This window comes from Streptomyces sp. CHD11 (assembly GCF_018638295.1).
Classification (GTDB): domain Bacteria; phylum Actinomycetota; class Actinomycetes; order Streptomycetales; family Streptomycetaceae; genus Streptomyces.
Genome location: NZ_JABTTS010000002.1, coordinates 20,953 through 47,116, shown reverse-complemented (window position 1 = coordinate 47,116; position 26,164 = coordinate 20,953). Strand labels below are relative to the sequence as shown.

Annotated in this window: 24 protein-coding genes; 16 read left to right on the top strand and 8 right to left on the bottom strand. The window is 72.8% G+C overall.

Going from position 1 to position 26,164, the window contains the following annotated elements; translation table 11 throughout:
* The first annotated feature begins 16 nt into the window (after positions 1 to 16).
* Together HTV45_RS01910 and hisF are read left to right on the top strand one after the other, a co-directional pair.
* Positions 17 to 421, top strand: coding sequence for a Rid family hydrolase (locus HTV45_RS01910; RefSeq protein WP_215203808.1), 405 nt, complete (start codon positions 17 to 19; stop codon positions 419 to 421).
* Positions 418 to 1,173, top strand: a complete 756-nt coding sequence (gene hisF, locus HTV45_RS01905; RefSeq protein ID WP_215203807.1) for an imidazole glycerol phosphate synthase subunit HisF — start codon at positions 418 to 420, stop codon at positions 1,171 to 1,173. The genes HTV45_RS01910 and hisF overlap by 4 nt, the downstream gene beginning before the upstream one ends.
* 13 nt (positions 1,174 to 1,186) lie before the next feature.
* Here hisF and HTV45_RS01900 read toward each other — a convergent pair whose 3' ends face one another.
* Complete coding sequence (locus HTV45_RS01900; protein ID WP_215203806.1) at positions 1,187 to 1,585, bottom strand: VOC family protein; 399 nt, start codon at positions 1,583 to 1,585, stop codon at positions 1,187 to 1,189.
* Positions 1,586 to 1,608: 23 nt separating this feature from the next.
* Positions 1,609 to 2,244 carry a TIGR03085 family metal-binding protein gene (locus HTV45_RS01895; RefSeq protein ID WP_215203805.1) on the bottom strand — a complete coding sequence of 212 codons (636 nt, stop codon included), beginning with the start codon at positions 2,242 to 2,244 and terminating at the stop codon, positions 1,609 to 1,611.
* Positions 2,245 to 2,409: 165 nt separating this feature from the next.
* Between HTV45_RS01895 and hisI the strand changes: the two genes are divergently transcribed.
* The 11 genes from hisI (at position 2,410) to lgt (ending at position 11,429) form a co-directional block, all read left to right on the top strand.
* Entirely contained in the window at positions 2,410 to 2,841 is a 432-nt protein-coding gene (gene hisI / locus HTV45_RS01890; RefSeq protein ID WP_215203804.1) for a phosphoribosyl-AMP cyclohydrolase, read from the top strand.
* Between the two features lie 11 nt (positions 2,842 to 2,852).
* Entirely contained in the window at positions 2,853 to 4,397 is a 1,545-nt protein-coding gene (locus tag HTV45_RS01885) for an anthranilate synthase component I (protein ID WP_215203803.1), read from the top strand.
* Complete coding sequence (locus HTV45_RS01880; RefSeq protein WP_215203802.1) at positions 4,397 to 5,041, top strand: TIGR02234 family membrane protein; 645 nt, start codon at positions 4,397 to 4,399, stop codon at positions 5,039 to 5,041. Before HTV45_RS01885 ends, HTV45_RS01880 begins: the two co-directional genes overlap by 1 nt.
* 195 nt (positions 5,042 to 5,236) lie before the next feature.
* Positions 5,237 to 5,488 (top strand): HGxxPAAW family protein, encoded by a 252-nt coding sequence (locus HTV45_RS01875; RefSeq protein WP_215203801.1) that lies wholly within the window; start codon positions 5,237 to 5,239, stop codon positions 5,486 to 5,488.
* A 79-nt stretch (positions 5,489 to 5,567) separates the two neighbouring features.
* The gene (locus HTV45_RS01870; RefSeq protein WP_215203800.1) at positions 5,568 to 6,008 is read left to right on the top strand and encodes a DUF2752 domain-containing protein; all 441 of its coding nucleotides are present in this window, start codon (positions 5,568 to 5,570) and stop codon (positions 6,006 to 6,008) included.
* Between the two features lie 125 nt (positions 6,009 to 6,133).
* Positions 6,134 to 6,943, top strand: coding sequence for an indole-3-glycerol phosphate synthase TrpC (gene trpC, locus HTV45_RS01865; RefSeq protein ID WP_215203799.1), 810 nt, complete (start codon positions 6,134 to 6,136; stop codon positions 6,941 to 6,943).
* Between the two features lie 24 nt (positions 6,944 to 6,967).
* On the top strand, positions 6,968 to 7,216 hold the full coding sequence (gene trpM / locus HTV45_RS35145) for a tryptophan biosynthesis modulator TrpM (RefSeq protein ID WP_368860765.1): 249 nt from the start codon (positions 6,968 to 6,970) through the stop codon (positions 7,214 to 7,216).
* 56 nt (positions 7,217 to 7,272) lie between these two features.
* Positions 7,273 to 8,556, top strand: a complete 1,284-nt coding sequence (trpB, locus tag HTV45_RS01860; RefSeq protein WP_215203798.1) for a tryptophan synthase subunit beta — start codon at positions 7,273 to 7,275, stop codon at positions 8,554 to 8,556.
* Positions 8,553 to 9,368, top strand: coding sequence for a tryptophan synthase subunit alpha (gene trpA / locus HTV45_RS01855; RefSeq protein ID WP_215203797.1), 816 nt, complete (start codon positions 8,553 to 8,555; stop codon positions 9,366 to 9,368). Before trpB ends, trpA begins: the two co-directional genes overlap by 4 nt.
* A gap of 120 nt (positions 9,369 to 9,488) precedes the next feature.
* Positions 9,489 to 10,268 carry a thioredoxin domain-containing protein gene (locus HTV45_RS01850; RefSeq protein ID WP_215203796.1) on the top strand — a complete coding sequence of 260 codons (780 nt, stop codon included), beginning with the start codon at positions 9,489 to 9,491 and terminating at the stop codon, positions 10,266 to 10,268.
* Positions 10,269 to 10,364: 96 nt separating this feature from the next.
* Complete coding sequence (gene lgt, locus HTV45_RS01845; RefSeq protein ID WP_215203795.1) at positions 10,365 to 11,429, top strand: prolipoprotein diacylglyceryl transferase; 1,065 nt, start codon at positions 10,365 to 10,367, stop codon at positions 11,427 to 11,429.
* A gap of 209 nt (positions 11,430 to 11,638) precedes the next feature.
* Here lgt and HTV45_RS01840 read toward each other — a convergent pair whose 3' ends face one another.
* From HTV45_RS01840 to HTV45_RS01815, 6 genes are read right to left on the bottom strand one after another with little or no spacing between them, the layout of a single operon-like run.
* Entirely contained in the window at positions 11,639 to 12,469 is an 831-nt protein-coding gene (locus tag HTV45_RS01840) for a CoA ester lyase (RefSeq protein ID WP_215203794.1), read from the bottom strand.
* Complete coding sequence (locus tag HTV45_RS01835) at positions 12,466 to 13,710, bottom strand: CaiB/BaiF CoA-transferase family protein (protein WP_215203793.1); 1,245 nt, start codon at positions 13,708 to 13,710, stop codon at positions 12,466 to 12,468. Before HTV45_RS01835 ends, HTV45_RS01840 begins: the two co-directional genes overlap by 4 nt.
* On the bottom strand, positions 13,707 to 15,128 hold the full coding sequence (locus HTV45_RS01830; RefSeq protein ID WP_215203792.1) for an ADP-ribosylglycohydrolase family protein: 1,422 nt from the start codon (positions 15,126 to 15,128) through the stop codon (positions 13,707 to 13,709). Before HTV45_RS01830 ends, HTV45_RS01835 begins: the two co-directional genes overlap by 4 nt.
* Complete coding sequence (locus tag HTV45_RS01825) at positions 15,116 to 16,297, bottom strand: ADP-ribosylglycohydrolase family protein (protein WP_215203791.1); 1,182 nt, start codon at positions 16,295 to 16,297, stop codon at positions 15,116 to 15,118. Before HTV45_RS01825 ends, HTV45_RS01830 begins: the two co-directional genes overlap by 13 nt.
* Before the next feature lie 7 nt (positions 16,298 to 16,304).
* On the bottom strand, positions 16,305 to 17,603 hold the full coding sequence (locus tag HTV45_RS01820) for an ADP-ribosylglycohydrolase family protein (protein ID WP_215203790.1): 1,299 nt from the start codon (positions 17,601 to 17,603) through the stop codon (positions 16,305 to 16,307).
* The gene (locus tag HTV45_RS01815) at positions 17,600 to 18,604 is read right to left on the bottom strand and encodes an ADP-ribosylglycohydrolase family protein (protein WP_215203789.1); all 1,005 of its coding nucleotides are present in this window, start codon (positions 18,602 to 18,604) and stop codon (positions 17,600 to 17,602) included. Before HTV45_RS01815 ends, HTV45_RS01820 begins: the two co-directional genes overlap by 4 nt.
* Positions 18,605 to 18,865: 261 nt before the next feature.
* Between HTV45_RS01815 and HTV45_RS01810 the strand changes: the two genes are divergently transcribed.
* The 3 genes from HTV45_RS01810 (at position 18,866) to HTV45_RS01800 (ending at position 26,021) form a co-directional block, all read left to right on the top strand.
* Positions 18,866 to 19,597, top strand: a complete 732-nt coding sequence (locus HTV45_RS01810; protein ID WP_215203788.1) for a VIT1/CCC1 transporter family protein — start codon at positions 18,866 to 18,868, stop codon at positions 19,595 to 19,597.
* Positions 19,598 to 19,966: 369 nt separating this feature from the next.
* Positions 19,967 to 24,565, top strand: coding sequence for a glutamate synthase large subunit (gltB, locus tag HTV45_RS01805; RefSeq protein WP_215204092.1), 4,599 nt, complete (start codon positions 19,967 to 19,969; stop codon positions 24,563 to 24,565).
* Positions 24,558 to 26,021: a glutamate synthase subunit beta gene (locus HTV45_RS01800; RefSeq protein ID WP_215203787.1), complete on the top strand. Its 1,464-nt coding sequence runs from the start codon at positions 24,558 to 24,560 to the stop codon at positions 26,019 to 26,021. Before gltB ends, HTV45_RS01800 begins: the two co-directional genes overlap by 8 nt.
* Positions 26,022 to 26,164 lie beyond the last annotated feature (143 nt).

The following is a 26,164-nucleotide window of genomic DNA, read 5'->3' as shown; positions in this document are numbered from 1 at the left end:
ACCGGGACACCGCGCGATGACCTCCGACGCCGTGCGACGCGTGCAGAGCGGGAACCCCTGGGAGGAGACCCTCGGCTTCGCACGCGCCGTGGCGGCGGGCGACCGCGTCCTGGTGGGCGGCACGACCGCCTTCCGGGGCGATGTGCTCCACGGGGAGGGCGACCCCTACGAGCAGGCCAAGGAGGCCTTCACCCTCGCGCTGGAGGCGATCGGGGAGTTCGGGCTCGGCACCGGGTCCGTGATCCGCACCCGAATCCATCTCGCCCACGCGCGGGACGTCGACGCGGCCGGACGCGCGCACAAGGAGCTGTTCGACGCGGTGCGCCCGGTCACCACGCTGCTGGTGGTGGAGGGCTTCATCGACTCGCGCGTACTGGTCTCAGTGGAACTCGAAGCATTCAGAGGAGCCGTGGATTCATGACCCTGGCGGTCCGAGTCATCCCCTGCCTGGACGTGGACAACGGCCGGGTGGTCAAGGGGGTCAACTTCCAGAATTTGCGGGACGCGGGCGACCCCGTGGAGATGGCCAAGGTGTACGACGCCGAGGGCGCCGACGAGCTGACGTTCCTGGACATCACCGCCTCGTCCGGCGACCGTGAGACGACCTATGACGTGGTGCGCCGCACCGCCGAACAGGTGTTCATCCCGCTGACGGTGGGCGGCGGCGTCCGCACCGCCGACGACGTGGACAAGCTGCTCCGCGCGGGCGCCGACAAAGTCGGCGTCAACACCGCGGCCATCGCCCGCCCCGAACTCATCCGCGAGATCGCCGAACGCTTCGGCCGCCAGGTCCTCGTCCTGTCGGTGGACGCCCGCCGCACCGAGGCCGGCACCTTCGAGGTCACCACCCACGGCGGCCGCCGCGGCACCGGCATCGACGCCGTGGAATGGGCGCACCGTGCGGCCGAACTGGGCGCCGGCGAGATCCTGCTCAACTCCATGGACGCCGACGGCACCAAGGACGGCTACGACCTGGAGATGATCGCGGCGGTCCGCAAGCACGTCACCGTCCCGGTGATCGCCTCCGGCGGCGCCGGAAGGCTCGGCGACTTCCCGCCCGCCGTAGCGGCGGGCGCGGACGCCGTGCTGGCCGCCTCGGTCTTCCACTTCGGCGACCTGCGGATCGGCCAGGTCAAGGAGACACTGCGGGCGGCCGGCCACCCCGTGCGCTGAAGGCGGGCCCGGCTCAGCCGGCCGGCTGAGCCAGCTGGATGAGGTTGCCGACCGTGTCGTCCAGGACCGCCATGATCACCGGACCCTGCTCCCGGGGGTCCTGGACGAAGTGGACACCCTCTCCGCGCAGCCGCTCGTACTCCGCGCGGAGATCGTCCACCGAGAACACGATCGCCGGGAGCCCCGCCTCCCGCAGTGACCGCCGGTAGGGCTCGGCGATGGGACTGCGGCCCGGCTCCAGCAGCAGCTCAAGATCCCGCTGGGCGCCCTCGCGCGCGCCCACCGTGACGAACGGCGTCCCGTCGCCCAGGTCCCTGTGGGTACGCGTCTCGAAGCCGAGAACGTCGGTGTAGAAGGCGTGCGCCTTCGCCACGTCGTCGACGTACACGCTGGTCATGGCCACTTTGATCACGAGCTGTGCCTTTCGGGTACGGATCAGATGCCGAGCTGCTTGGTCTCCCGCAGCCTGGCGATCGCGTGGTCGTCGCCCTCCAGCCCGACCTCGGCCGCGCTCTGCCGGCCATAGGAGAACAGCACCAGCTCGGACGGCTCCCCGGTCACCGTGACCACGGGCGTGCCGCGATGGGCCACCACCGTCCGGGCGTCCGGACGGCGCAGCACCAGACCCACCGGGACCCCCCGCCCCATCAGCCGGGCGGAACGCTCCAGCCGCGACCACAGGACGTCCTGGAACACCGGGTCCAGCTCGCGCGGCGTCCACTCCGGCTGGGCCCGGCGGACGTCCTCGGTGTGGACGTAGAACTCGACGATGTTCGCCAGCTCGTCGACCTGCTTGAGCGAGAAGGGGGAGAAGCGCGGGGGGCCGGTCCTGATGAGCTGGATCAGCTCCTCGTACGGTTTGGCGGTGAACTCCGCCGTCACCCGTTCCAGACGCGGCGCGAGCTGCTTCACCAGCATGCCGCCGGCTGCGTCGGGGCGGCGCTCGCGCACCACCACATGGGCGGCGAGGTCCCGGGTCGTCCAGCCCTCGCACAAGGTAGGGGCCTGTGGGCCCGTGGTCTCCAGCAGATCGGCCAGCAGGAGTCGTTCACGCTTCGCATGGGTCGACATGCAAGCCAGCCTACGGCCGCCCGCAAAGTCCGCCCACCCGGTCACCGTCCCGCGGTGGCGCACGCCCGGCGCCCGGACGGCACGGAGCACGTCCGTCGTGCCACCGCTGCCCAATCGGTGGACGAGTCCGCGGGCGCGCGCGCCCGGCGCGGCACAATGGTCCGCATGACCAGCACGCCCGCCCGTCGCCCGGCCACCACCCCTCACGGAGGCGCCGCGCCCCACAGCGCTCCGCCCAGCCGCCTCGACCCGGAGCTCGCCGCCCGGCTCAAGCGCAGCTCCGACGGCCTCCTGCCCGCCATCGCCCAGCAGTACGACACCGGTGAGGTGCTGATGCTGGGGTGGATGGACGACGAGGCACTGCACCGCACGCTGACCACCGGCCGCTGTACCTACTGGTCGCGCAGCCGCCAGGAGTACTGGGTCAAGGGGGACACCTCCGGCCACGTCCAGCGGGTCAGGTCGGTCGCCCTGGACTGCGACGCCGACACCGTGCTGGTCAAGGTGGACCAGGTCGGCGCGGCCTGCCACACCGGCGCCCGCACCTGCTTCGACGCCGACGTGCTGATGGCCGACGCGCCCGCCGCGGATCAGTAGGGTCTGCCGCCATGGATCTCGAGACGTTCCGCGAACTGGCCACCGACCGCCGGGTCATCCCGGTCTCCCGCAAGCTCCTCGCCGACGGCGACACCCCGGTCGCGCTCTACCGCAAACTCGCCGGCGAGCGGCCCGGCACGTTCCTGCTCGAGTCCGCGGAGAACGGCAGGACCTGGTCCCGGTACTCCTTCGTCGGCGTCCGCAGCGCCGCCACCCTCACCGAACGCGACGGCCGGGCGCACTGGGAGGGCACCCCGCCGGTGGGCGTCCCCACGGACGGCGACCCGCTCGCCGCACTGCGCGCCACCCTCCGGACCCTGCACACCCCCCGGGACCTCGCCCACGACCTCGGCCTGCCGCCCTTCACCGGCGGCATGGTCGGCTACCTCGGCTACGACATCGTGCGCCGCCTGGAGCGCATCGGCCCCGGCGAACGGGACGATCTGCGGCTCCCCGAGCTGACCATGCTGCTCACCAGCGACCTCGCCGTCATGGACCACTGGGAGGGCTCCGTCCGGCTGATCGCCAACGCGATCAACCACAACGACCTGGAGACCGGCGTAGAGGAGGCGTACTTCGACGCCGTGGCCCGGCTGGACGCCATGGAGGCGGACCTCACCCGTGCGGTGGCCCAGCCGCCCGCCGTCCTGCCCCCGTCCGAACTGCCCGAGTACACCGCCCGGTGGGGCGGTCCCGACTTCCGGGCGGCCGTGGAGGACGTCAAGGAACGCATCCGCGCCGGGGAGGCCTTCCAGGTCGTCCCCTCCCAGCGGTTCGAGACGCCGTGCACGGCGACCGCCCTCGACGTCTACCGGGTGCTGCGCGCCACCAACCCGTCCCCCTACATGTACCTGTTCCGCTTCGACGGGTTCGACGTGGTCGGCTCCTCCCCCGAGGCCCTGGTGAAGGTCGACGACGGACAGGCCATGGTCCACCCCATCGCCGGCACCCGGCACCGCGGTGCCACCCCGCAGGAGGACCAGGCCCTCGCCGACGAACTGCTCGCCGACCCCAAGGAGCGCGCCGAGCACCTCATGCTCGTCGACCTGGGCCGCAACGACCTCGGGCGGGTCTGCGCACCCGGCTCCGTCGAGGTGGTCGACTTCATGTCCGTCGAGCGCTACTCGCACGTCATGCACATCGTCTCCACGGTCACCGGCCGGGTCACGGACGACCGCACCGCCTTCGACGTGCTCACCGCCTGCTTCCCGGCCGGCACGCTCTCCGGCGCGCCCAAGCCCCGCGCGATGCAGATCATCGACGAACTCGAACCGTCCCGGCGCGGTCTGTACGGCGGCTGTGTCGGCTACCTAGACTTCGCCGGCGACTCCGACACCGCCATCGCCATCCGTACCGCGCTGCTGCGGGACGGCACCGCGTACGTCCAGGCGGGAGCCGGAATCGTCGCGGACTCGGACCCGGCCGCCGAGGACACCGAGTGCCGCAACAAGGCGGCGGCGGCCCTGCGCGCCGTGCACACGGCGAACCGGCTGGGCGTGAACCGGGACGTCCGGGACGAACCCCGGGTACCGGTTCGCCCGGGGTTCGAGCGATAGTGGAGGGCGTGACTGCTGCACCTACCCCCCCTTCCGAGGCCGCCGGCTCCGCCAGGACCGGCCGCCTCAGCCTCGCCGTGGCCCTGCTGTCCGGTGCCCTGGGCGCCGCCGTGGTCCTGCTCGCCACCCGGCAGCAGTGGTCGGAGGGCACCGCGACGGTGGCCGGCGGCGCGTTCCCGCTGACCGCCACGGGAAGCGACATCACCGGCGTGCCGGCCGCCCTGGCGGTCGTGGGGCTGGCCGCGCTCGTCGCCGTCTTCGCCGTCCGCCGGGCCGGCCGCTTAGCCGTCGCCGCGGTGCTCGCCCTCTCCGGGGCGGGCACGGTCGCTGCGGCGCTGCTCGGAGCGTCGGACCGCGCGGCGCTCGACGAGCAGGCGGCGCAGGTGTCGGGCGACACGTCGGCGACGGTGGCCGCCCTCAGCCATACGGCGTGGCCGTACGTCGCCGCCGCGGGCGGTGCGCTGCTGCTGGTGGCGGGGCTGCTGGCGCTGCGGTACGGGCGGCTGTGGCCGGCCATGTCGGGCCGTTACGAGCGGGCCGGCGCGCAGGCCCGCCCGCGCCGTCGGCCCGCGCCGGCCGACCCGGACCGTCCGGAGGACCTCTGGAAGGCGCTCGACCGGGGCGAGGACCCGACGGGGGCGTGATTCCGGCAGGCGTGACCCCGGCAGGCGTGACCGGCTCCGGTCACCATCCGGCGAGGTGACGCGGTCACGGGGTGCTCCTCCCTCCCCGCCGGCCGCCCGCGGTCCCGGTACCCCCGATCACCCGGGACCGGGTCGTACGGGATGATGGAGGGGAGCGTCCTGCTCAGACACGTACACAGCAACGAGGAGCAAGCAATGGCGGGCAGCAACCACGGTCACACCCCGGCCGCCTGGACCGGTGTCATCATCGCCTTCATCGGTTTCTGTGCCGCGGGCGCGTTCATGGTCATGGACCAGCCGGTGGGCTTCTGGGCGAGCCTGGGCGTCGTCCTCCTCGGCGGTGTGGTCGGCTACATCATGCGCTCGATGGGCATGGGCCAGCCGAAGAGCGACCACCCCGTGCACCGGACCACCGGCGACTCGTCCCCGGCCGGCGCCCGGAGCTGAGCACCACCCGGAGCCAGGAGCAGGGGCGGCGGCCCGCACGGCGGAGCCGGAACCGCCCCTGACCCGCGTCCGGGGCACAATGCACCCTGTGAACGCCCCCAGCCCCAGCGTGTCCCGCGGCGGCAGGGCGGCCCGGCTGGCCGTCCCCGCCGGGCTGCTCGCCGCCGTCACCGGAGCCTTCGCCTACGTCGGAGCCGTCGACCCCAACGAGCCCGGTCACTATCCCGTCTGCCCGCTGCTGCACCTCACCGGCCTGTACTGCCCCGGCTGCGGCGGCCTGCGCAGCGCGCACGCCGTCGCCCACGGCGACCTTCTGGCCGCCCTCCAGGCCAACGCGCCCGCCGTCCTCGGCTACGCGGGCTTCGCCGTGCTGTGGACCGTCTGGGTGGTCCGCGCCGCCCGCGGCGCACCGGCCCCGAGGATCGATCCGCCGCCGGTGCTCCTGTGGTCCCTGGGCGCGTTGGTGCTGGTGTTCACGGTTGTCCGGAACCTGCCGTTCGGCGGCTGGTTGCATCCTTGATCACCGGACGGCCGTCCGGGTAGTGGGACCGGCGTCGACCGGATGCGGGGCATACGCCCTGCTCCGGATACCATCGCAGTGACCAGTGACACCGAAGACCGACCGTAGGGAAGGGGGCCGCTCGCGTGAGTGTGCTCGACGAGATCATCGACGGAGTCCGTGCCGACCTCGCGGAGCGGCAGGCGCGCGTCAGCCTCGACGAGCTCAAGGAGCGCGCGGCGAAGGCCCCGGCGGCCAAGGACGGCGTGGCCGCCCTGCGCGGCGACGGCGTCAAGGTGATCTGCGAGGTCAAGCGCTCCAGCCCGTCCAAGGGCGCGCTGGCCGCGATCGCCGACCCGGCCGCACTCGCCGCCGACTACGAGGCGGGCGGCGCGTCCGTCATCTCCGTCCTCACCGAGGAGCGCCGCTTCGGCGGTTCGCTGGCCGACCTGGAGGCCGTCCGCGCGCGCGTCGACATCCCCGTGCTGCGCAAGGACTTCATCGTCACGTCGTACCAGCTCTGGGAGGCCCGCGCGTACGGCGCCGACCTGGCGCTGCTGATCGTGGCGGCCCTCGACCAGCCGGCCCTGGAGTCGCTGATCGAGCGCGCGGAGTCCATCGGGCTCACCCCGCTCGTCGAGGTCCACGACGAGGACGAGGTGGAGCGCGCGGTCGACGCGGGAGCCAGGGTCATCGGCATCAACGCGCGCAACCTCAAGACCCTCGAGGTCGACCGCGGCACCTTCGAGCGGGTCGCCCCCGAGGTCCCCGCCCACCTGGTCAGGGTCGCCGAGTCCGGCGTCCGCGGCCCGCACGACCTCATCGCCTACGCCAACGCCGGCGCGGACGCCGTCCTGGTCGGCGAGTCGCTGGTCACCGGCAAGGACCCCAGGACGGCCGTCTCCGATCTGGTGGCGGCGGGCGAACACCCGGCACTGCGCCACGGCCGCGGCTGATCCGCTCCGCTAGGCTGACCGCCGATGACTCCTGCCCCCGCCCCGGCACCCCGGGACCCTTACGCGCGCCTGGCGCGAGGCTGCCGCCCCCGCGGTTGCCGAGCGCCCGCACGCCGGGTGCACGGCCGCCGGGTGCGGTATGTCATCGGTGACGAGCCGGGGCAGGTCAACGGCATGCGATGGCAGCGGCCGACCCAGGGGCGCGGGGCTGTACCGGACATGCGACTCCGTCGCGTGAGCGCGACGAGACGCAACGGGCCCGCAGCGGCCTGACAACCCCGCCCCCACGGCGAAAAGTACCCAGCACACACTCACCGTGAGGTACACGCATGCCCAGCACCTTCTTCGTCCCCGACCCGGAGGGTCAGGTCCCCAGCGCCGAGGGGTACTTCGGCGCCTTCGGCGGCAAGTTCATTCCCGAGGCCCTCGTCGCGGCGGTCGACGAGGTGGCCGCCGAGTACGACAAGGCCAAATCCGATCCCGAGTTCGCCCGGGAGCTCGACGACCTCCTGGCCCACTACACCGGCCGCCCCTCCGCGCTGACCGAGGTTCCCCGGTTCGCCGGGCACGCCGGCGGAGCCACCGTCTTCCTCAAGCGCGAGGACCTGAACCACACCGGCTCACACAAGATCAACAACGTCCTCGGTCAGGCCCTCCTCACCAAGCGCATGGGCAAGACCCGCGTCATCGCCGAGACCGGCGCCGGGCAGCACGGCGTGGCCACCGCCACCGCCTGCGCCCTCTTCGGGCTCGACTGCACGATCTACATGGGCGAGATCGACACGGAGCGCCAGGCCCTGAACGTGGCCCGGATGCGCATGCTCGGCGCCGAGGTCATCGCCGTGAAGTCCGGCAGCCGCACCCTGAAGGACGCCATCAACGAGGCGTTCCGCGACTGGGTCGCCAACGTCGACCGCACCCACTACCTCTTCGGCACGGTCGCCGGCCCCCACCCCTTCCCGGCGATGGTCCGCGACTTCCACCGCGTCATCGGGGTCGAGGCCCGCCGCCAGCTCCTGGAGCGGGCCGGCAGGCTGCCCGACGCCGCGATCGCCTGCGTCGGCGGCGGCTCCAACGCGATCGGCCTCTTCCACGCCTTCCTCCCCGACCCGGACGTACGCCTCATCGGCTGCGAGCCCGCCGGACACGGCATCGAGACCGGCGAGCACGCGGCCACCCTCACCGCGGGCGAGCCCGGCATCCTGCACGGCTCCCGCAGCTACGTCCTCCAGGACGACGAAGGCCAGATCACCGAGCCGTACTCCATCTCGGCCGGTCTCGACTACCCGGGCATCGGACCGGAGCACGCCCACCTCAAGGACAGCGGCCGCGGCGAGTACCGCGCGGTGACCGACGACGCGGCCATGCAGGCGCTGCGCCTGCTGTCGCGCACCGAGGGCATCATCCCCGCCATCGAGAGCGCGCACGCCCTCGCCGGAGCCCTGGAGGTCGGCAGGGAGCTGGGCAGGGACGGGCTGATCGTCGTCAACCTGTCCGGGCGCGGCGACAAGGACATGGACACCGCCGCCCGCTACTTCGGGCTGTACGACACCGACGCCGAGGTCGCCGCCGACGAGGCCGGCACCGCCGAGATCGAGGGGGACGCCAAGTGAGCGGGAACGTACGGCTGCTGAACGACACCCTCGCCGCGGCGAAGGCCGAGGGCCGCTCCGCCCTGATCGCCTATCTTCCGGCCGGGTTCCCCACCGTGGACGGCGGCATCGAGGCGGTCAGGGCAGCGCTGGAGGGCGGCGCGGACGTGGTCGAGGTGGGACTGCCGCACAGCGACCCCGTCCTCGACGGCCCGGTCATCCAGACCGCCGACGACATCGCCCTGCGCGGCGGGGTGCGGATCGCCGACGTGATGCGCACGGTCCGGGAGGCGCACGCGGCCACCGGCAAGCCGGTCCTCGTGATGACCTACTGGAACCCCATCGACCGCTACGGCGTCGAGCGGTTCACCGCCGAGCTCGCCGAGGCGGGCGGCGCCGGGTGCATCCTGCCCGACCTGCCGGTGCAGGAGTCGGCACTGTGGCGGGAACACGCGGAGAAGCACGGGCTCGCCACGGTCTTCGTGGTCGCGCCCAGCAGCAGGGACAAGCGGCTCGCCGAGATCACCGCGGCCGGCAGCGGCTTCGTCTACGCCGCTTCCCTGATGGGCGTCACCGGCACCCGGGAGTCGGTCGGTGCGCAGGCCGAGGACCTGGTCCGGCGCACCCGCGCCACCACCGGCCTTCCGGTCTGTGTCGGCCTGGGCGTCTCCAACCCCGCCCAGGCGGCCGAGGTCGCCCGTTTCGCCGACGGTGTGATCGTCGGCTCGGCCTTCGTCAAGCGGATGCTGGACGCACCCGACGACGCGGCAGGCGTCGAGGCGGTCCGCGCGCTGGCCGGAGAACTGGCGAGGGGCGTACGCGGGCAGCTCTGACCGGGCCGGTACCGGCAGCAGAAGAGGGCCGCGACCGGCAGGCAGTCATACGGGTCCCTCGTACGGGTGGACCTGGGACCGGGGAGGCGCTGTGCGCCTCCCCGGTTCGTTCTGCGGGGTGTGAGCGAGAAGAAGCGAGAGGGAAAGCGCACCGCCAGGGAGCGGCTGGCGGCCGAGCGCGAGAAGCAGAAGGCGGCGGACAAGCGACGGCGCGCCCTGATCGTGGGCGCGAGCGTGGTCTGTGTCCTGGGGCTGGCGGCGGTGATCGGTGTGGTCGCCGCCAATTCCGGCGACGACGACAGCGAGAGCGAGGCGACGGGCCCGGTCGTGGCGCCCTCGGGCGCCCTCGGCAAGGACGGCACCGCCATCCCGGTCGGGAAACCGGACGCCAAGGCGACGCTCACGGTGTGGGAGGACTTCCGCTGCCCGGCCTGCAAGTCCTTCGAGCAGGTCTACAGCCCCACCCTCCGTGAGCTGACCGACGCCGGTCAGCTGAAGGTGGAGTACCACCTGGTCACCCTGATCGACGGCGGCATGGGCGGCACCGGCTCGCGCAACGCGGCCAACGCGGCCGCCTGCGCCCAGGACGCCGGGAAGTTCGCCGCCTACCACGACGTGCTGTTCGAGAACCAGCCGATGGAGAGCGAGGACGCCTTCGCCGACAAGGACAGGCTGATCGACCTGGCCGGCAAGGTCGAGGGACTCGACACCCCCGCCTTCCGCGCCTGCGTCGAGGACGGCACGCACAACAGCTGGGTCGCCAAGTCGCACGAGGCGTTCCAGACGGGCGGCTTCAGCGGCACACCGACCGTGCTGTTCGAGGGCGAGAACATCTACGCGGACCGCGCGATGACCCCCGAGAAGCTCAAGGAGATGGTCGAGGAGGCGAACAAGGCGTAGCGCCGGTCACCGGGGGAACTCCGGTCTTCCTGTTATGGAGCCGTTGCCGGGCCGCCCACCGCGCGGCCGGTCCGGCACGGTAGCGTCGACCCTGCCATGGAACTTGCCTATATTCCCAGCCCGTCGAGCGGGGTGCTGTACCTCGGCCCCGTTCCGCTGCGCGGCTACGCGTTCTGCATCATCATCGGCGTCTTCGTCGCCGTCTGGCTCGGCAACAAGCGCTGGGTCGCCCGGGGCGGGCGAGCCGGCACGGTGGCCGACATCGCTGTCTGGGCGGTGCCCTTCGGCCTGATCGGCGGCCGGCTCTACCACGTGATCACGGACTACCAGCTGTACTTCAGCGAGGGCCGTGACTGGGTGGACGCCTTCAAGATCTGGGAGGGCGGCCTCGGTATCTGGGGTGCGATCGCCTTCGGCGCGGTGGGCGCCTGGATCGGCTGTCGGCGCCGGGGCATCGCGCTGCCCGCCTACGCCGACGCCATCGCGCCGGGTATCGCCCTCGCGCAGGCGATCGGGCGCTGGGGCAACTGGTTCAACCAGGAGCTGTACGGGCGGTCCACGGACCTGCCGTGGGCGGTGGAGATCACGTCCTCGTCCGACGGACGGGTCCCGGGTACGTACCACCCGACGTTCCTGTACGAGTCGCTGTGGTGCGTCGGTGTGGCGCTGCTGGTGATCTGGGCGGACCGCCGCTTCAAGCTCGGGCACGGGCGGGCGTTCGCGCTGTACGTCGCCGCCTACTGCGCGGGGCGGTTCTGGATCGAGTACATGCGGGTCGACGAGGCGCACGAGATCCTGGGACTGCGGCTGAACAACTGGACCTCGATCCTGGTGTTCCTGCTGGCGGTGGTGTACCTCGTGCTGTCCGCGCGGAAGCGGCCGGGGCGGGAGGAAGAGGTGGAGCCGGGCGGCTCCGGCGGTGAGGGCGAGGTTTCCCCGGGGGGAGGGGACGCGGCTGACACCGGCAAGTCGCCGGAGGGTTCCTCCGAGAGCTCCGAAGGTTCCGGGAGCTCCGACCCCGAGAGCCCTGAGACACCTGAGAGTTCCGAGGCTTCCGGAGGTGTCGAGGATTCCAAGGGATCCGAGGCCTCCGAGGACTCCGAGGACTCCAAGGCCTCCAAGGATTCCAAGGACGAGGCCGGGTCGGCGAAGAAGGGCTGACCGGTCCGTCGTACGACGTCGAGGGCGCTCGGATCTTCCGGGCGCCCTCGGTGTGTGCCGGGCGGGGGTGGCGCGCGGCCCGGCGCCGGCGGGATGCCTCCTCCGCTCTCGGCCGTCGCCCACCCGTGCCGCCCTGCGGCACGATTGCCCGCGGGGACGCGGGGGACGCGGGGGTGGAGAGGGCCCGGGGCCGAGGGCTCGGGTGGGGGTCAGGGGGTGTGCGGGAGGGTCAGGGTGTGGCGGGCTGTGGTGACTACTGCTCTGTCGACGAAGGTGCCGTCGGGGAGGGCTTGGGCGCCCTGGGTCACGGCGGCCGCCCTGAGGACGGTTTCCGCCTGCTCGATCTCCTGCTCCGTGGGCAGGTAGGCCCGCTCGATGACCGGGAGCTGGCGGGGGTGGATCGCGGCACGGCCCAGGAAGCCCAGGGCGCGGCCCCGGGCACAGGAGGCCATCAGACCGTCCAGGTCGCGGGTGTCGGGGTGCACGGACTGGGTGGGCGGGGGCAGGCCGGCCGCCCGCGCGGCGACGACCACCCGCGAGCGGGAGTAGTCGAGGCCCACGTCGTCGCGTACGCCCAGGTCCGCCCGTAGATCCGCCTCCCCGATGGCGATCCCGCGCAGGGACGGATGGGCGGTGGCCACCGCGTGGGCGCGCTCGATGCCGAGGGCCGTCTCCAGGAGGGCGTACAAGGGAGGTACACCACCGCGGGCGGACACCACCCGGCGTGCGACGCGTACGACGTCGGACGGGGACGACACCTTCGGCAGCCGCAGCCCGGACAGCCCGGGGGCCGGGGCGACGGCCGCGAGGTCGGCGCGTCCCCAGGGGCCGGACAGGGCGTTGACGCGGACGTGGACCGGGACCGGCTGGGGGTCGCGCAGCAGCTCGGCGGTGGCCGACCGGGCGTACGCCTTGCGGTCGGGAGCCACCGCGTCCTCCAGGTCGATCACCACGACATGGGCCCCCGAGGCCAGCGCCTTGGCGACCACGGGGGGACGGTCGCCGGGGGCGTACAGCCAGGTCAGCGGGTAGCCCTTCACAGCGCGCCCTCCGAGCGCAGCGCCGCGAGGTCGTCGGGGCCGAGGCCCAGCTCGGTCAGGACCGCCTCGGTGTCCGCGCCGTGCGGGCGGCCCGCCCAGCGGATCGCGCCCGGGGTGGCGGAGAGCCGGAAGAGGACGTTCTGCATGCGCAGCGGACCCAGCTCGGGGTCGTCGACGGTGGTGATGGTGTCCAGTGCCTGGTACTGGGGGTCGGTCATGACGTCCCGTACGTCCTGGACGGGGGCGGCGGCCGCCTCCGCCTTCTCGAAGGCCGCCAGGACGTCGGTACGGGTGTGCCGGGCGATCCAGCCGCCGACCGCCTCGTCCAGGACGTCCGCGTGCCGGGCCCGGTCCCCGCCGGTGGCGAACCAGGGCTCGTCGATCAGATCCGGGCGGCCCACCAGCACCATCAGGCGCTCGGCGATCGACTGGGCCGAGGTGGACACGGCGACCCAGGTGCCGTCGGCGGTGAGGTAGGTCCCGCGCGGGGCGTTGTTCTGGGAGCGGTTGCCGGTGCGGGGCTGGACGTGGCCGAGCTGGTCGTACCAGGTGGGCTGCGGGCCGAGCGCGGTCAGGATCGGTTCGATCAGTGCCGTGTCGACGACCTGGCCCTCTCCGGTGCGGTCGCGGGCGGCGAGAGCGGTCATGATCGCGTACGCCGTGGTCAGGCCGGCGATGGAGTCCGCGAGGCCGAAGGGAGGGAGGGTCGGCGGGGCGTCCGGTTCGCCGGTGATCGCGGCGAAGCCGCTCATCGCCTCGGCGAGGGTCCCGAAGCCGGGACGGTGCGCGTACGGGCCGAACTGGCCGAAGCCGGTGACCCGGGCCAGGACCAGGCGGGGGTTCACGGCGGACAGTTCGGGCCACCCCAGGTCCCACTTCTCCAGGGTGCCGGGGCGGAAGTTCTCGACGACGACGTCGGCGGTGGCCGCCAGCCGCAGCAGGGTGGACCGGCCGCCGGGGGTGGACAGGTCCAGGGTGATGGTTCGTTTGTTGCGGCCGAGCATCTTCCACCACAGGCCGATGCCGTCCTTCGACGGGCCGTGGCCCCGGGAGGGGTCCGGTTTCGTCGGATGCTCGACCTTGACGACCTCCGCGCCGAAGTCGCCGAGCAGGGTCGCGGCGAGGGGGCCGGCGAAGAGGGTGGCGAGGTCCAGGACGCGCAGGCCGGTCAGCGGGGGATCGGCGGGGGCGGGCGTGCGGGCGGGCGGTGCCGCGGCGGGGGCCGGGTCGGAGGGCGTCATGGGCGGGAGGCCTCCAGATGGGTCAGACGGGCCAGGGTGTCGAAGCCGGTGCCGTGGAAGTCGCCCACGGAGGTGGCCAGGCGGTTCTTCAGCGGGGCCGTCCAGCGTTCGGGGAGCGCGTCGGGTGAGCCCGCGAGCAGGCCGGCGACGCTGCCGGCGGTGGCGCCGGCCGAGTCGGTGTCCCAGCCGCCGGAGACCGCGCGGCAGATGGAGCCGGTGAAGTCGCCGTCCGCGTGGGTGAGCGCCGCGGCGATCAGGGCGGTGTTGGGGATGGCGTGCACCCAGTGGTGGGTGGAGGCGTGGGTGTGGTGCAGGAGGTCGACGACGGTCTGGAAGTCGGCGTGCTCGTGGGCCAGCCGGATGCCCTGCCGGACGGCCCCGGCGAGGCGGGAGCGGGGAGGGACCACGGCGAGGCCGGTGCGCAGGCAGGCGTGGACGTCGTGGTCCCCCGTGGCGGCGGTGGCGATGACGGCGGCGGTGAACATCGCGGCGTAGACGCCGTTGCCGGTGTGGGTGAGCGTCGCGTCGCGGTGCGCCTGCTCGGCGGCGGCGGCCGGGTCGCCGGGGTTGGTCCAGCCGTGCATGTCCGCGCGGATCAGGGCGCCGATCCATTCGCGGAAGGGGTTGCGGTGGCGGGCGGTCAGCGGGGGCTCCAGCCCGCTGAGGAGGTTGCGGTAGGCGACGCGTTCGGCGGTGAAGGCGCGGCCGGCCGGGAGTTCGTCCAGCCAGACGCGGGCCACGTCGGAGGTGGTGAAGGTGCGGCCGTGGCGCTGGAGGAGGAGCAGGACGAGCAGGGGGTGGTCGAGGTCGTCGTCCTCGGGCATGCCGTCGATGTTCTCGGCGAGGGAGGTGGACGCGGAGCGGCGGTTCCAGGGGTGGCGGGCGAGGAGGTCCCCGGGGACGCCACGAGCGGTGAAGTAGGTGGTCAGGGGCCAGTTGCCGGCGGCCTGGGCGAGGTGCCGGATGGCGGTGAGGGGGAGCTTTTCCACCGGCTTGCCCAGCAGGCAGCCGACCGCCCTGCCGAGCCAGGCGGCTTCCAGGCGGGCGGGGGACGCCGGGTGGGGCCGGGCCGTGCGGCCCGGCGTCCGCGGGGCGTCGCCGCGACCGCCGTCCCCCACTCGACCGCCCGCGGTGAGCGGCCAGTCGGCGCACAGGGACCTGATGGCGGTAAGGCCGGTCGGTTCCGCGTCGGCCAGCGTGCTGGGGAGGTCGGCGAGCTCGTCCAGGAGGTCGGTGGCGAGGAGGCGGAGGTAGCGGGAAGCGGGGGTCGGGGAGGCACCCGCGGCCAGGGGGGCTTCGGGGCCGCCCGCCGCCCGCCAGCGGGCCGCGACGGCCGAGGGCGCGCGGCCGTCCAGGGACGCCTGGCGCAGTTCGTGGCCGATCAGGTCCTCCGGCTGGACCCAGGTCAGTCGGAGCAACCCGGGCCTCCCAGTTCCGCGACGGCCCGCTCATGGGCGCGACGGCGCCGCACATCGCGTGCGAAGACCTCCCGGGTCACTCCGGTCAGTGTGACCCCCGGTTCCCACAGGTCGAGGCGGCTGGCCTCGGCCACCGTCTTGGACCAGTCCTCCGGGACGGGCGAGCCGAGCGCGCCGGTCACGGCGCCCGCCATCGTGGCGATGGAGTCGCAGTCGCGGCCGTAGTTCACCGCGCCCAGCACCGCGTGCCGGAAGTCGCCCCCCGCCGCCACCACCATGCCCAGGGCGATGGGGAGTTCCTCGATGGAGTGCAGCCGTGAAGGGCGGCGCGCGCCCAGGGAGGGGGAGCGGTAGTCGGGGCCCACGGTGTCGTAGGGGGCCACCGCCTCCCGCAGCGGACGCAGCGCCGACTCGGTGTCCGTATGGCGCGACGCCGCGTCGCAGACCTTGTCGATCGCCTCCCGGGTTCCGTCCTTCGCCAGGGACAGGCACGCGGCGACCACCGAGTCCGGCGTCGCGCCCGGTGCGCACGCCGCCGCGACGGCCGCCGCGAAGACACCGGCCGCCTCCCTGCCGTACGACGACTGATGGGCGCCCGCCACATCCAGCGCCTCGGCGTAGGCGGCGGCCGGGTGGGCGGCGTTGACCAGTCCGGCCGGGGCCATGTACATCGCGGCCCCGCAGTTGACGATGTTGCCGGTGCCCGCCTCGCGCGGGTCGATGTGACCGTAGTGCAGCCGGGCCACCAGCCACTTCTCGGCGAGGAAGAGCCGGTGCAGCGGGATCGTCTCCGCCTCCAGCTCCGGGATCCAGCGCGGGTTCGTCATCAGGTCCGGGACCAGGTGATCGGCGACCGCGTGGGCGTCCAGGTGGTCCCGGACCTTCGCGTAGACCCGGACCAGCGCGTGGGTCATCAGGGTGTCGTCGGTGATGTGGCCGTCACCCTTGTGGTACGGCGCGATGGGGCGGGCGGTGCGCCACGCGTCGCCGTTCCACGGGCCGACGACACCGTGTACGCGCCCGCCGTGGCGCTCCAGGATCTGCTCGGGGGAGTAGCCCTCGACCGGTCCGCCGAGGGCGTCCCCGACGGCCGCTCCGACGAGGGCGCCGGTGATCCGCTCCTCCAGGGACGGACCGGGCGGGGTGAATTGCGGTTCTTCGCGCGTCATGTCTGCATCATCCCTCCGTCGGGGACGGGTACGCGGCTGCCAGTTGTCCGGCGAGTTCCACCAGGTCGGTGCCGGTGAGCCGGGGGAGCACACAGCCGGAGAGGGTGCGGCAGCTCTCCCGCCACGACGCGGGGACGGCCGCGCCGCCGCCCAGTGCGCCGGTGAGGGCGCCGGCGAGGGCCGGGGCGGAGTCCGCGACCCGGGACAGACAGGCCGCCGCCGGGACCGCCTCGGCGATCCTGCCGCGGGCGGCGACGGTGAGCGCGAGGGCGACCGGCACCGTCTCGGCGGCTGCGATGCCGTAGCTGTAGACGTGGTCGACGATGTGGTGCTCGAGCGGCGGTACGAGGGCGAAGGCACTGTCGGCGTCCGCCGCGAGTCTCAGCGCGTACCGGACGTTGCGGCCGATCTCCGTGTCCTCGGGCAGCTCGGCGCAGGCCGCGGCCACGCAGGTTTCCGGGTCGGCGCCGGTCAGGGCCAGTGCGACGGCGGCGGCCATGGCGCGGGCGCCGCGCACGCCGTCGCCGTCCTGGGTGTAGCGGGCGTCGAACTCGGCGAGATCGGCGGCGGCGCGGGGATCGCCGGGGTGGGCCACGGCCAGCACGCAGGCCCGTACGCAGGCCGCGTCGTCGAAGTAGTGCGGGTTGTCGTGGCCGGTGGCGGGCGGGCGCAGACCGGTGGCCAGGTTGCCGAGACCGGCGCGGACGGAGATGCGGGCGCGCAGGGGGAGTACGGCGGACTCCGTCTCGGGGGCGCGGTGCGCCGCCGCGGCGACCTCGCCGGCCACGGTGCTCCAGGTCAGGTCGATGGCCGCGCGGGTACGGCGTTCGCGGCTGAGGTCGCCGAAGACGGTGTCGTCACCGGCGCGCAGGACCGCCTCGGCGGCGAAGGCCGCCCATTCGGCGTCGTCGGAGGGGCCGAGGCGGAGCGGTTCGGAGGGCTGGTTGAGGGCGATGGGCACGGGGAGGGTGGTCGTCGCGTTCTGTTCGGCGAAGGTGTCGAGCTCGCGGGTGAGGCGGCGGGTCCACTCCGGCATTCTCGCCGCGCGGTGGCGGGCGGCGGGCCAGCCGGCGGCGTCGCCTGCGGCCAGGCCGAGGAGGAGGCCTTCTGCCCGCGGCGGCTGGGCGGGGGGTTCCGCCCGCGGCTGCTGGGTGGGGGTTTCGGCCTCGGCCGCGCCTTCGGCCCGGGTGTTCCCACCCGCGCCACGCGTGCGGCTCTCGATGCCGGGTGCGGGCGGCCCTGGTGGGGGTTGAGCGGCGTCGCCGGGTGCGCTGGGTGGGGGGTGGGGGGTGGCTTCTGTTGTCATGAGGAGGGCTCCGGGGTCAGGAGGTCCGCGATGGTCAGGACGTGGTGGCCGGCCATGGCGGGCAGGCAGCTGCCCCGGGCCGGGGTGATGGCCGCCGCCCAGCGGGCGGGGACCGCGTCGACGCCCTGGGTGGCGCCGGCCAGTGCCCCCGCGACCGCCGCCGTCGTGTCGGCGTCGCGGCCCATGTTGACGGCCGTCAGCACGGCCTGTTCGAAGTCCCCGTCGGCCGCCGCGTACGCGCCGAAGGCGAGGGCGACCGCCTCGGGGGCCAGGTCGGTCCACGGGTAGCCGCCGATCACCACCGCCGCGCGGACCGCCCGTTCGCCGAGGTGGGCCGCCGTCACGGCGCGGCGCAGTGAACGGGCGGTCCAGGAGTCCTCCGGTACCACCGCCAGGGCCGAGGCCACCACCGCGACCACCGGCGCCCCGGCCATCGCCGCGGCGACGCCCGCCGCGACCGCCTGTCCGCCGTAGATGCCCTCGCCGTCGTGGCTGACCGAACCGTCGACCGCCGCCAGCCGGGCCGCCTCGTCGGGACGGCCCGCGGCGAACACCCCGTGGGGCGCCGCCCGCATCGCCAGCCCGTCGCTCCAGGCGTGCCGGTGCTGGGCGGAGATGGGCGCCGCCAGTCCCCGGCGCAGGTTCTCCAGGGTGCCGCGCTCGCTGAAGCCGGCGCCCCTGAAGAGGCCCTCGGAGCGGTCCGCGATCCACTCGTGCCAGGCCGCCTCGACATGTGCCGGGGTGAGCGCGGAGCCGTGCCGGGCCAGCAGCAGGCCGGAGAAGATCGCGTACTCGGTGTCGTCCGTGCCCGCCGGGCGGTCGGTCACGTAGCCGGTGATGCGGCCCCATCTGGCGCGGATCTCGGAGGGCTTCATGTTCTCGGCCGGGGCGCCCAGCGCGTCGCCGACGGCCAGGCCGAGCAGCGCGCCGCGCGCCCGTTCGCGGCGCCCGAGGGCGTTTCCGGCCGCCGGGGGTGAGGGGATGCGGGCAGTCGACGGCATACGCGGCTCTCCTCTCAGGCGCGCCCCGAGAAGGGCGCCGAGCCCTTGGCGGAACTGTCCCCGGTGTGGTGACCGCCGCAGCCTCACCGGCCGCAGCGTCACCCGGTCGACATCGCCAGGTTCCTCCACCCGCACCGGCGGACGGCGTGTCACCGCAGGTTAGAGGAGCCTTCCCTGGCTGGCGGGAGGGAAGGCGGAAGCGTAGATTGGTTTCTGTCGAAGAGTAGAACTTGTCCAAAGAAGAAGCTGTGGGGGACAGGCATGGCCATCATCGAGACCGAGGCGGCGCTGCACGAGGCGCACCGCGACAACCACACGCACCGGGATGTGAGCGGCGGCTGGCTGCGCCCGGCGGTGTTCGGCGCGATGGACGGACTGGTCTCCAACCTCGCCCTCATCACCGGTGTCGCCGGCGGTGCGGTCGCTCCGCAGACCGTCGCCCTCACCGGCCTCGCCGGACTGGCCGCCGGCGCCTTCTCCATGGCCGCGGGCGAGTACACCTCCGTCGCCTCCCAGCGCGAGCTGGTCCAGGCCGAGCTGGACGTCGAGCGGCGCGAGCTGCGCAAGCACCCGGAGGACGAGGAGGCGGAACTCGCCGCCCTCTACCAGGCCCGCGGTGTCGAGCCCGAGCTGGCCCGCGAGGTCGCCCGTCAGCTGTCGAAGGACCCCGAGCAGGCCCTGGAGATCCACGTCCGCGAGGAACTGGGCATCGATCCCGGCGACCTCCCCTCGCCCACCGTGGCCGCCGTGTCCAGCTTCGGCTCCTTCTCGCTGGGCGCGCTGCTGCCCGTACTGCCCTATCTGCTCGGCGCGAGCAGTCTCTGGCCGGCCGTACTGCTGGCGCTGCTCGGGCTCTTCCTGTGCGGTGCGGTGGTGGCCAGGGTGACGGCACGCACCTGGTGGTTCAGCGGCCTGCGGCAGCTCGCCCTCGGCGGCGCGGCGGCCGGTGTGACGTACGCCCTGGGTGCGCTGTTCGGAACGGCCATAGGATAGTGGCCTTCGTGTTTATGCCAGGGGCCGCATAAGTAGTCGTTACCTGCTGGTTTCGGCGGCATGACCACTGGGCATGAGCCGTAAGCGCTGTGGGCAATGAGGCCGGCGGCGTGCCTCGCGGGTCGGGCGAAGGAGCTCTTTCCCGCCACGGACCGACCGGCATCGATCTGCCCGGTCCGGTCCCCCGGACTTCCACCGAGGGTGCGGAACCCCCGCCGCGGCCCACCCGGTGTCCGCATGCTGGAACGGAATATCCCGGTTCCCGAGAACCGCTCCATCATGTAACCTGCACGAAATTTTGCACTCCAGCAGAGGGCCAACGTCGTCCCTCGGCACTTCACATGCCACATGACGACGACGGGAGAGCCGATGCGTACGCCGCGCCAGCCGTCCCAGCATTCTCCGAGCGACCGCCCCAACTGGTCGTTCATGGATGCTCGCCCTGCTGCGCAGGGTATGTACGACCCCCGCAACGAGCACGACGCCTGCGGCGTCGGCTTCGTCGCCACCCTCACAGGCGAGGCGTCCCACGCCCTGGTCGAGCAGGCCCTCACCGTGCTGCGCAACCTCGAGCACCGCGGCGCCACCGGCTCCGAGCCGGACTCCGGCGACGGCGCGGGCATCCTCTCCCAGGTGCCGGACGCCTTCTTCCGCGAGGTGGCCGGATTCGAACTGCCCGAGGCCGGCGGCTACGCCGTCGGTACCGCCTTCCTCCCGGAGGACGGCATCGACGCCGCCGTCGCCCGTATCGAGGAGATCGCCGCCGCGGAGGACCTGACCGTCCTCGGCTGGCGCGAGGTGCCGGTCGCGCCCCAGCTGCTCGGCGCCACCGCCCGCTCGACCATGCCGGTCTTCCGGCAGATCTTCGTCACCGCCGGTGACAGCCGGGGCATCGCACTGGACCGCAAGGCGTTCGTGCTGCGCAAGCGGGCCGAGCGCGAGGCGGGCGTCTACTTCCCCTCCCTGTCCGCCCGCACCATCGTCTACAAGGGCATGCTGACCACCGGCCAGCTGGAGCCCTTCTTCCCCGACCTGTCCGACCGCCGCTTCGGCTCCGCGATCGCGCTGGTGCACTCCCGGTTCTCCACGAACACCTTCCCCTCCTGGCCGCTCGCGCACCCCTACCGCTTCGTCGCGCACAACGGTGAGATCAACACGGTCAAGGGCAACCGCAACTGGATGCGCGCCCGCGAGTCCCAGCTCGCCTCGGAGCTGATCGGCGGCGGCACCGACCTCGAGCGGATCTTCCCGGTCTGCACCCCCGACGCCTCCGACTCGGCGTCCTTCGACGAGGTCCTGGAACTGCTGCACCTGGGCGGCCGCTCGCTGCCCCACTCGGTGCTGATGATGATCCCGGAGGCGTGGGAGAACCACGACTCGATGGACCCGGCCCGGCGCGCCTTCTACCAGTACCACTCCACGATGATGGAGCCCTGGGACGGCCCCGCCTGCGTCACCTTCACCGACGGCACCCAGGTCGGCGCCGTACTCGACCGCAACGGCCTGCGTCCCGGCCGCTACTGGGTCACCGACGACGGTCTGGTCGTCCTCGGCTCCGAGGTCGGCGTGCTCGACATCGACCCGGCGAAGGTCGTCCGCAAGGGCCGCCTCCAGCCCGGCCGGATGTTCCTCGTCGACACCGCCGAGCACCGCATCATCGAGGACGACGAGATCAAGGCCGGCCTCGCCGCCGAGCGCCCCTACGCGGAGTGGCTCGAGGCCGGCCAGATCGAGCTCTCCGACCTGCCCGAGCGCGAGCACATCGTGCACACCCACGCCTCGGTCACCCGCCGCCAGCAGACCTTCGGCTACACCGAGGAGGAACTGCGCGTCCTCGTCGCGCCGATGGCCAAGGCCGGCGCCGAGCCGATCGGCTCGATGGGCACCGACTCGCCGATCGCCGCGCTGAGCGAGCGCCCGCGGCTGCTCTTCGACTACTTCACCCAGCTGTTCGCCCAGGTCACCAACCCGCCGCTGGACGCGATCCGCGAGGAACTCGTCACCTCCCTGCTCTCCTCGCTGGGCCCGCAGGGCAATCTGCTCGAGCCGACCGCCGCCGCGTGCCGCAGCGTCACGCTGCCCTTCCCGGTGATCGACAACGACGAGCTGGCCAAGCTCATCCACGTCAACGCCGACGGCGACATGCCCGGCTTCAAGGCCGCGACCCTCTCCGGCCTGTACCGGGTCTCCGGCGGCGGCGACGCCCTCGCCGCCCGGATCGAGGAGATCTGCGCCGAGGCCGACGCCGCCATCGACAACGGCGCCCGGCTCATCGTCCTGTCCGACCGGCACTCCGACGCCGAGCACGCGCCGATCCCGTCGCTGCTGCTCACCTCGGCCGTCCACCACCACCTCATCCGCACCAAGCAGCGCACCCAGGTGGGCCTGCTGGTCGAGGCCGGTGACGTCCGCGAGGTCCACCACGTCGCCCTGCTCATCGGCTTCGGCGCCGCCGCCGTCAACCCCTACCTGGCGATGGAGTCCGTCGAGGACCTGGTCCGCGCGGGCACCTTCCTGCCCGGCATGGAGCCCGAGCAGGCCATCCGCAACCTGATCCACGCGCTCGGCAAGGGCGTCCTGAAGGTCATGTCCAAGATGGGCATCTCCACCGTCGCCTCCTACCGCGGCGCCCAGGTGTTCGAGGCCGTGGGCCTCGCTCAGGGCTTCGTCGAGAAGTACTTCAACGGCACCGCCACCAAGATCGGCGGCGTCGGCATCGACGTCGTCGCCAAGGAGGTCGCCGCCCGCCACGCCAAGGCCTACCCCGCCTCCGGCATCGCGCCCGCGCACCGTGCCCTGGAGATCGGCGGCGAGTACCAGTGGCGCCGCGAGGGCGAGCCTCACCTGTTCGACCCGGAGACGGTCTTCCGCCTCCAGCACTCCACCCGCGCCGGCCGTTACGACATCTTCAAGAAGTACACCGACCGGGTGAACGAGCAGTCCGAGCGGCTGATGACGCTCCGCGGGCTCTTCGGCTTCAAGTCCGGCCGGGGCCCGATCCCCGTCGAGGAGGTCGAGCCGGTCAGCGAGATCGTCAAGCGCTTCTCCACCGGCGCCATGTCGTACGGCTCCATCTCCCAGGAGGCGCACGAGACCCTCGCCATCGCCATGAACCAGCTGGGCGGCAAGTCCAACACCGGTGAGGGCGGCGAGGACGCCGAGCGGCTGTACGACCCGGCCCGCCGGTCCTCCATCAAGCAGGTCGCCTCCGGCCGCTTCGGAGTGACCTCCGAGTACCTGGTCAACTCCGACGACATCCAGATCAAGATGGCCCAGGGCGCCAAGCCCGGCGAGGGCGGCCAGCTGCCCGGCCACAAGGTCTACCCCTGGGTCGCCAAGACCCGGCACAGCACCCCCGGCGTCGGTCTCATTTCCCCGCCGCCGCACCACGACATCTACTCCATCGAGGACCTCGCCCAGCTGATCCACGACCTGAAGAACGCCAACCCCCAGGCGCGCATTCACGTCAAGCTGGTCTCCGAGGTCGGCGTCGGCACCGTCGCCGCGGGTGTCTCCAAGGCCCACGCGGACGTCGTGCTCATCTCCGGTCACGACGGCGGCACGGGCGCCTCCCCGCTCACCTCGCTGAAGCACGCCGGCGGCCCCTGGGAGCTCGGCCTCGCCGAGACCCAGCAGACCCTGCTGCTCAACGGCCTGCGCGACCGGATCGTCGTCCAGACCGACGGCCAGCTCAAGACCGGCCGCGACGTGGTCATCGCCGCGCTGCTGGGCGCCGAGGAGTTCGGCTTCGCCACCGCCCCGCTGGTCGTCTCCGGCTGCGTCATGATGCGCGTCTGCCACCTGGACACCTGCCCGGTCGGCATCGCCACCCAGAACCCGGTGCTGCGCGACCGCTACACCGGCAAGGCCGAGTACGTGGTGAACTTCTTCAGGTTCATCGCCGAAGAGGTCCGCGAGCTCCTCGCCGAGCTCGGCTTCCGCTCCATCGAGGAGGCCGTCGGTCACGCCGAGATCCTCGACGTGACCCGCGCGGTCGACCACTGGAAGGCCCAGGGCCTGGAACTGGAGCCGCTGTTCCACGTGCCCGAGCTGCCCGAGGGCGCCGTCCGCCACCGGACCGTCACCCAGGACCACGGCCTGGAGAAGGCGCTCGACAACGAGCTGATCAAGCTCGCCACCGACGCGCTGTCGGCGGCCGGCGCCGAGGACGCCCAGCCGGTGCGCGCGCGGATCGCCATCCGCAACATCAACCGCACGGTCGGTACCATGCTCGGCCACGAGGTCACCAAGAAGTTCGGCGGTGCGGGCCTGCCGGACGACACCATCGACATCACGTTCACCGGCTCCGCCGGCCAGTCCTTCGGCGCCTTCGTCCCGCGCGGCATCACACTGCGGCTGGAGGGCGACGCCAACGACTACGTCGGCAAGGGCCTCTCCGGCGGCCGTCTGGTGGTCCGCCCGGACCGCGCGGCCGACCACCTCGCCGAGTACTCGACCATCGCGGGCAACACGATCGCGTACGGCGCGACCGGCGGCGAACTGTTCCTGCGCGGCCGCACCGGCGAGCGGTTCTGTGTCCGCAACTCCGGTGCCCTGGTCGTCTCCGAGGGCGTGGGCGACCACGGCTGCGAGTACATGACCGGCGGTCACGCGGTCGTCCTCGGCGAGACCGGGCGCAACTTCGCGGCCGGCATGTCCGGCGGCGTCGCCTACGTCATCGACCTGGACCGGGACAACGTCAACGCGGGCAACCTGGACGCGGTGCAGGCACTGGACGACACCGACAGGCAGTGGCTGCAGGACGTGGTCCGCCGGCACCGGGAGGAGACCGGCTCCACCGTCGCCGGGAAGCTGCTCGCCGAGTGGGACACCGCCGTGGAGCGCTTCAGCAAGATCATCCCCCGTACGTACAAGGCAGTGCTCGCCGCCAAGGACGCCGCCGAGCGAGCCGGTCTGTCCGAGACCGGGATCACCGAGAAGATGATGGAGGCGGCGCTCAATGGCTGATCCGAAGGGCTTTCTCAACCACGGCCGCGAGGTCGCCAGGTCGCGTCCGGTCGAAGAGCGCACGAAGGACTGGAACGAGGTCTACGTCCCCGGCTCCCTGCTGCCGATCATCAGCAAGCAGGCCAGTCGCTGCATGGACTGCGGCATCCCGTTCTGTCACAACGGCTGCCCGCTCGGGAACCTCATCCCCGAGTGGAACGACTACGCCTACCGCGAGGACTGGGGCGCCGCCTCCGAGCGGCTGCACGCCACCAACAACTTCCCGGAGTTCACCGGCCGGCTCTGCCCGGCTCCGTGCGAGTCGGCGTGTGTGCTCGGTATCAACCAGCCGCCGGTCACCATCAAGAACGTCGAGGTCTCGATCATCGACAAGGCGTGGGAGACCGGTGACGTCGCCCCGCAGATCCCGGAACGCCTCTCAGGCAAGACCGTCGCGGTCGTCGGCTCGGGACCCGCGGGCCTGGCCGCCGCCCAGCAGCTGACCCGGGCCGGCCACACGGTCGCGGTGTACGAGCGCGCCGACCGCATCGGCGGTCTGCTCCGCTACGGCATCCCCGAGTTCAAGATGGAGAAGCGGCACATCAACCGCCGTATCGAGCAGATGCGCGCGGAGGGCACCAAGTTCCGCACCGGCATCGAGATCGGCCGTGACATGCCCGCCACGGCGCTGCGCAAGCGGTACGACGCCGTGGTCCTCGCCGTCGGCGCGACGACCGCGCGTGACCTGCCGGTGCCCGGCCGGGAGCTCAAGGGCGTCTACCAGGCCATGGAGTACCTGCCGCTGGCCAACAAGGTGCAGGAGGGCGACTACGTCGCCCCGCCGGTCTCCGCCGAGGGCAAGCACGTCGTGGTGATCGGCGGCGGTGACACCGGTGCCGACTGCGTGGGCACCGCCCACCGCCAGGGCGCCGCGTCCGTCACCCAGCTGGAGATCATGCCCCGTCCGGACGAGGAGCGGAATCCCGTCGCCCAGCCGTGGCCGACCTTCCCGATGCTCTACAAGGTCACCAGCGCCCACGAGGAGGGCGGCGAGCGGGTCTACTCCGTCTCCACCACCCACTTCGAGGGCGACGAGGACGGCAACGTCCAGTGGCTGCACCTGAGCGAGGTGGAGTTCGTAGACGGCCGCCTCACGCCGAAGCCGGGAACCGGGCGGAAGATCCCCGCCCAGCTGGTCACCCTCGCCATGGGCTTCACCGGCACCGACCGGGACAACGGCCTGGTCGAGCAGTTCGGCCTGGAGCTCGACGAGCGCGGTAACATCGCTCGCGACGCCGACTTCCAGACCAATGTGCCGGGTGTGTTCGTCGCGGGTGACGCGGGACGCGGCCAGTCGCTCATCGTGTGGGCGATCGCCGAGGGCCGCTCCGCCGCCCGCGGCTGCGACCGCGCCCTCACCGGGGCGAGCGAGCTGCCGGCCCCGGTCCGCCCGACGGACCGCGCGCTGACGGTCTGACCCTGCGGTGCACAAGGTGACCTGACGGTCCCTCATATACGTCCCGTACAAAGGCGTACGGGCGGGATATCTGTGGGGGGAGACCCCCCAGACCCCCCGAGAAGGCGCCTGCCCGCCGTCCCCGACCGGACATCAGGGCAGGC

Bases quoted from the DNA above. Each gene is read 5' to 3' on its own strand.
- hisF (WP_215203807.1), top strand. From the start codon at position 418: ATGACCCTGGCGGTCCGAGTCATCCCCTGCCTGGACGTGGACAACGGC.
- HTV45_RS01835 (WP_215203793.1), bottom strand. From the start codon at position 13,710: ATGACGCCCTCCGACCCGGCCCCCGCCGCGGCACCGCCCGCCCGCACG.
- HTV45_RS01820 (WP_215203790.1), bottom strand. From the start codon at position 17,603: ATGACAACAGAAGCCACCCCCCACCCCCCACCCAGCGCACCCGGCGAC.
- HTV45_RS01810 (WP_215203788.1), top strand. From the start codon at position 18,866: ATGGCCATCATCGAGACCGAGGCGGCGCTGCACGAGGCGCACCGCGAC.
- hisI (WP_215203804.1), top strand. From the start codon at position 2,410: ATGACCAGCACGCCCGCCCGTCGCCCGGCCACCACCCCTCACGGAGGC.
- gltB (WP_215204092.1), top strand. From the start codon at position 19,967: ATGCGTACGCCGCGCCAGCCGTCCCAGCATTCTCCGAGCGACCGCCCC.
- trpM (WP_368860765.1), top strand. From the start codon at position 6,968: ATGACTCCTGCCCCCGCCCCGGCACCCCGGGACCCTTACGCGCGCCTG.
- HTV45_RS01875 (WP_215203801.1), top strand. From the start codon at position 5,237: ATGGCGGGCAGCAACCACGGTCACACCCCGGCCGCCTGGACCGGTGTC.
- HTV45_RS01895 (WP_215203805.1), bottom strand. From the start codon at position 2,244: ATGTCGACCCATGCGAAGCGTGAACGACTCCTGCTGGCCGATCTGCTG.
- HTV45_RS01800 (WP_215203787.1), top strand. From the start codon at position 24,558: ATGGCTGATCCGAAGGGCTTTCTCAACCACGGCCGCGAGGTCGCCAGG.
- HTV45_RS01910 (WP_215203808.1), top strand. From the start codon at position 17: ATGACCTCCGACGCCGTGCGACGCGTGCAGAGCGGGAACCCCTGGGAG.
- trpB (WP_215203798.1), top strand. From the start codon at position 7,273: ATGCCCAGCACCTTCTTCGTCCCCGACCCGGAGGGTCAGGTCCCCAGC.
- lgt (WP_215203795.1), top strand. From the start codon at position 10,365: ATGGAACTTGCCTATATTCCCAGCCCGTCGAGCGGGGTGCTGTACCTC.
- HTV45_RS01815 (WP_215203789.1), bottom strand. From the start codon at position 18,604: ATGCCGTCGACTGCCCGCATCCCCTCACCCCCGGCGGCCGGAAACGCC.
- HTV45_RS01885 (WP_215203803.1), top strand. From the start codon at position 2,853: ATGGATCTCGAGACGTTCCGCGAACTGGCCACCGACCGCCGGGTCATC.
- HTV45_RS01870 (WP_215203800.1), top strand. From the start codon at position 5,568: ATGCACCCTGTGAACGCCCCCAGCCCCAGCGTGTCCCGCGGCGGCAGG.
- HTV45_RS01825 (WP_215203791.1), bottom strand. From the start codon at position 16,297: ATGACGCGCGAAGAACCGCAATTCACCCCGCCCGGTCCGTCCCTGGAG.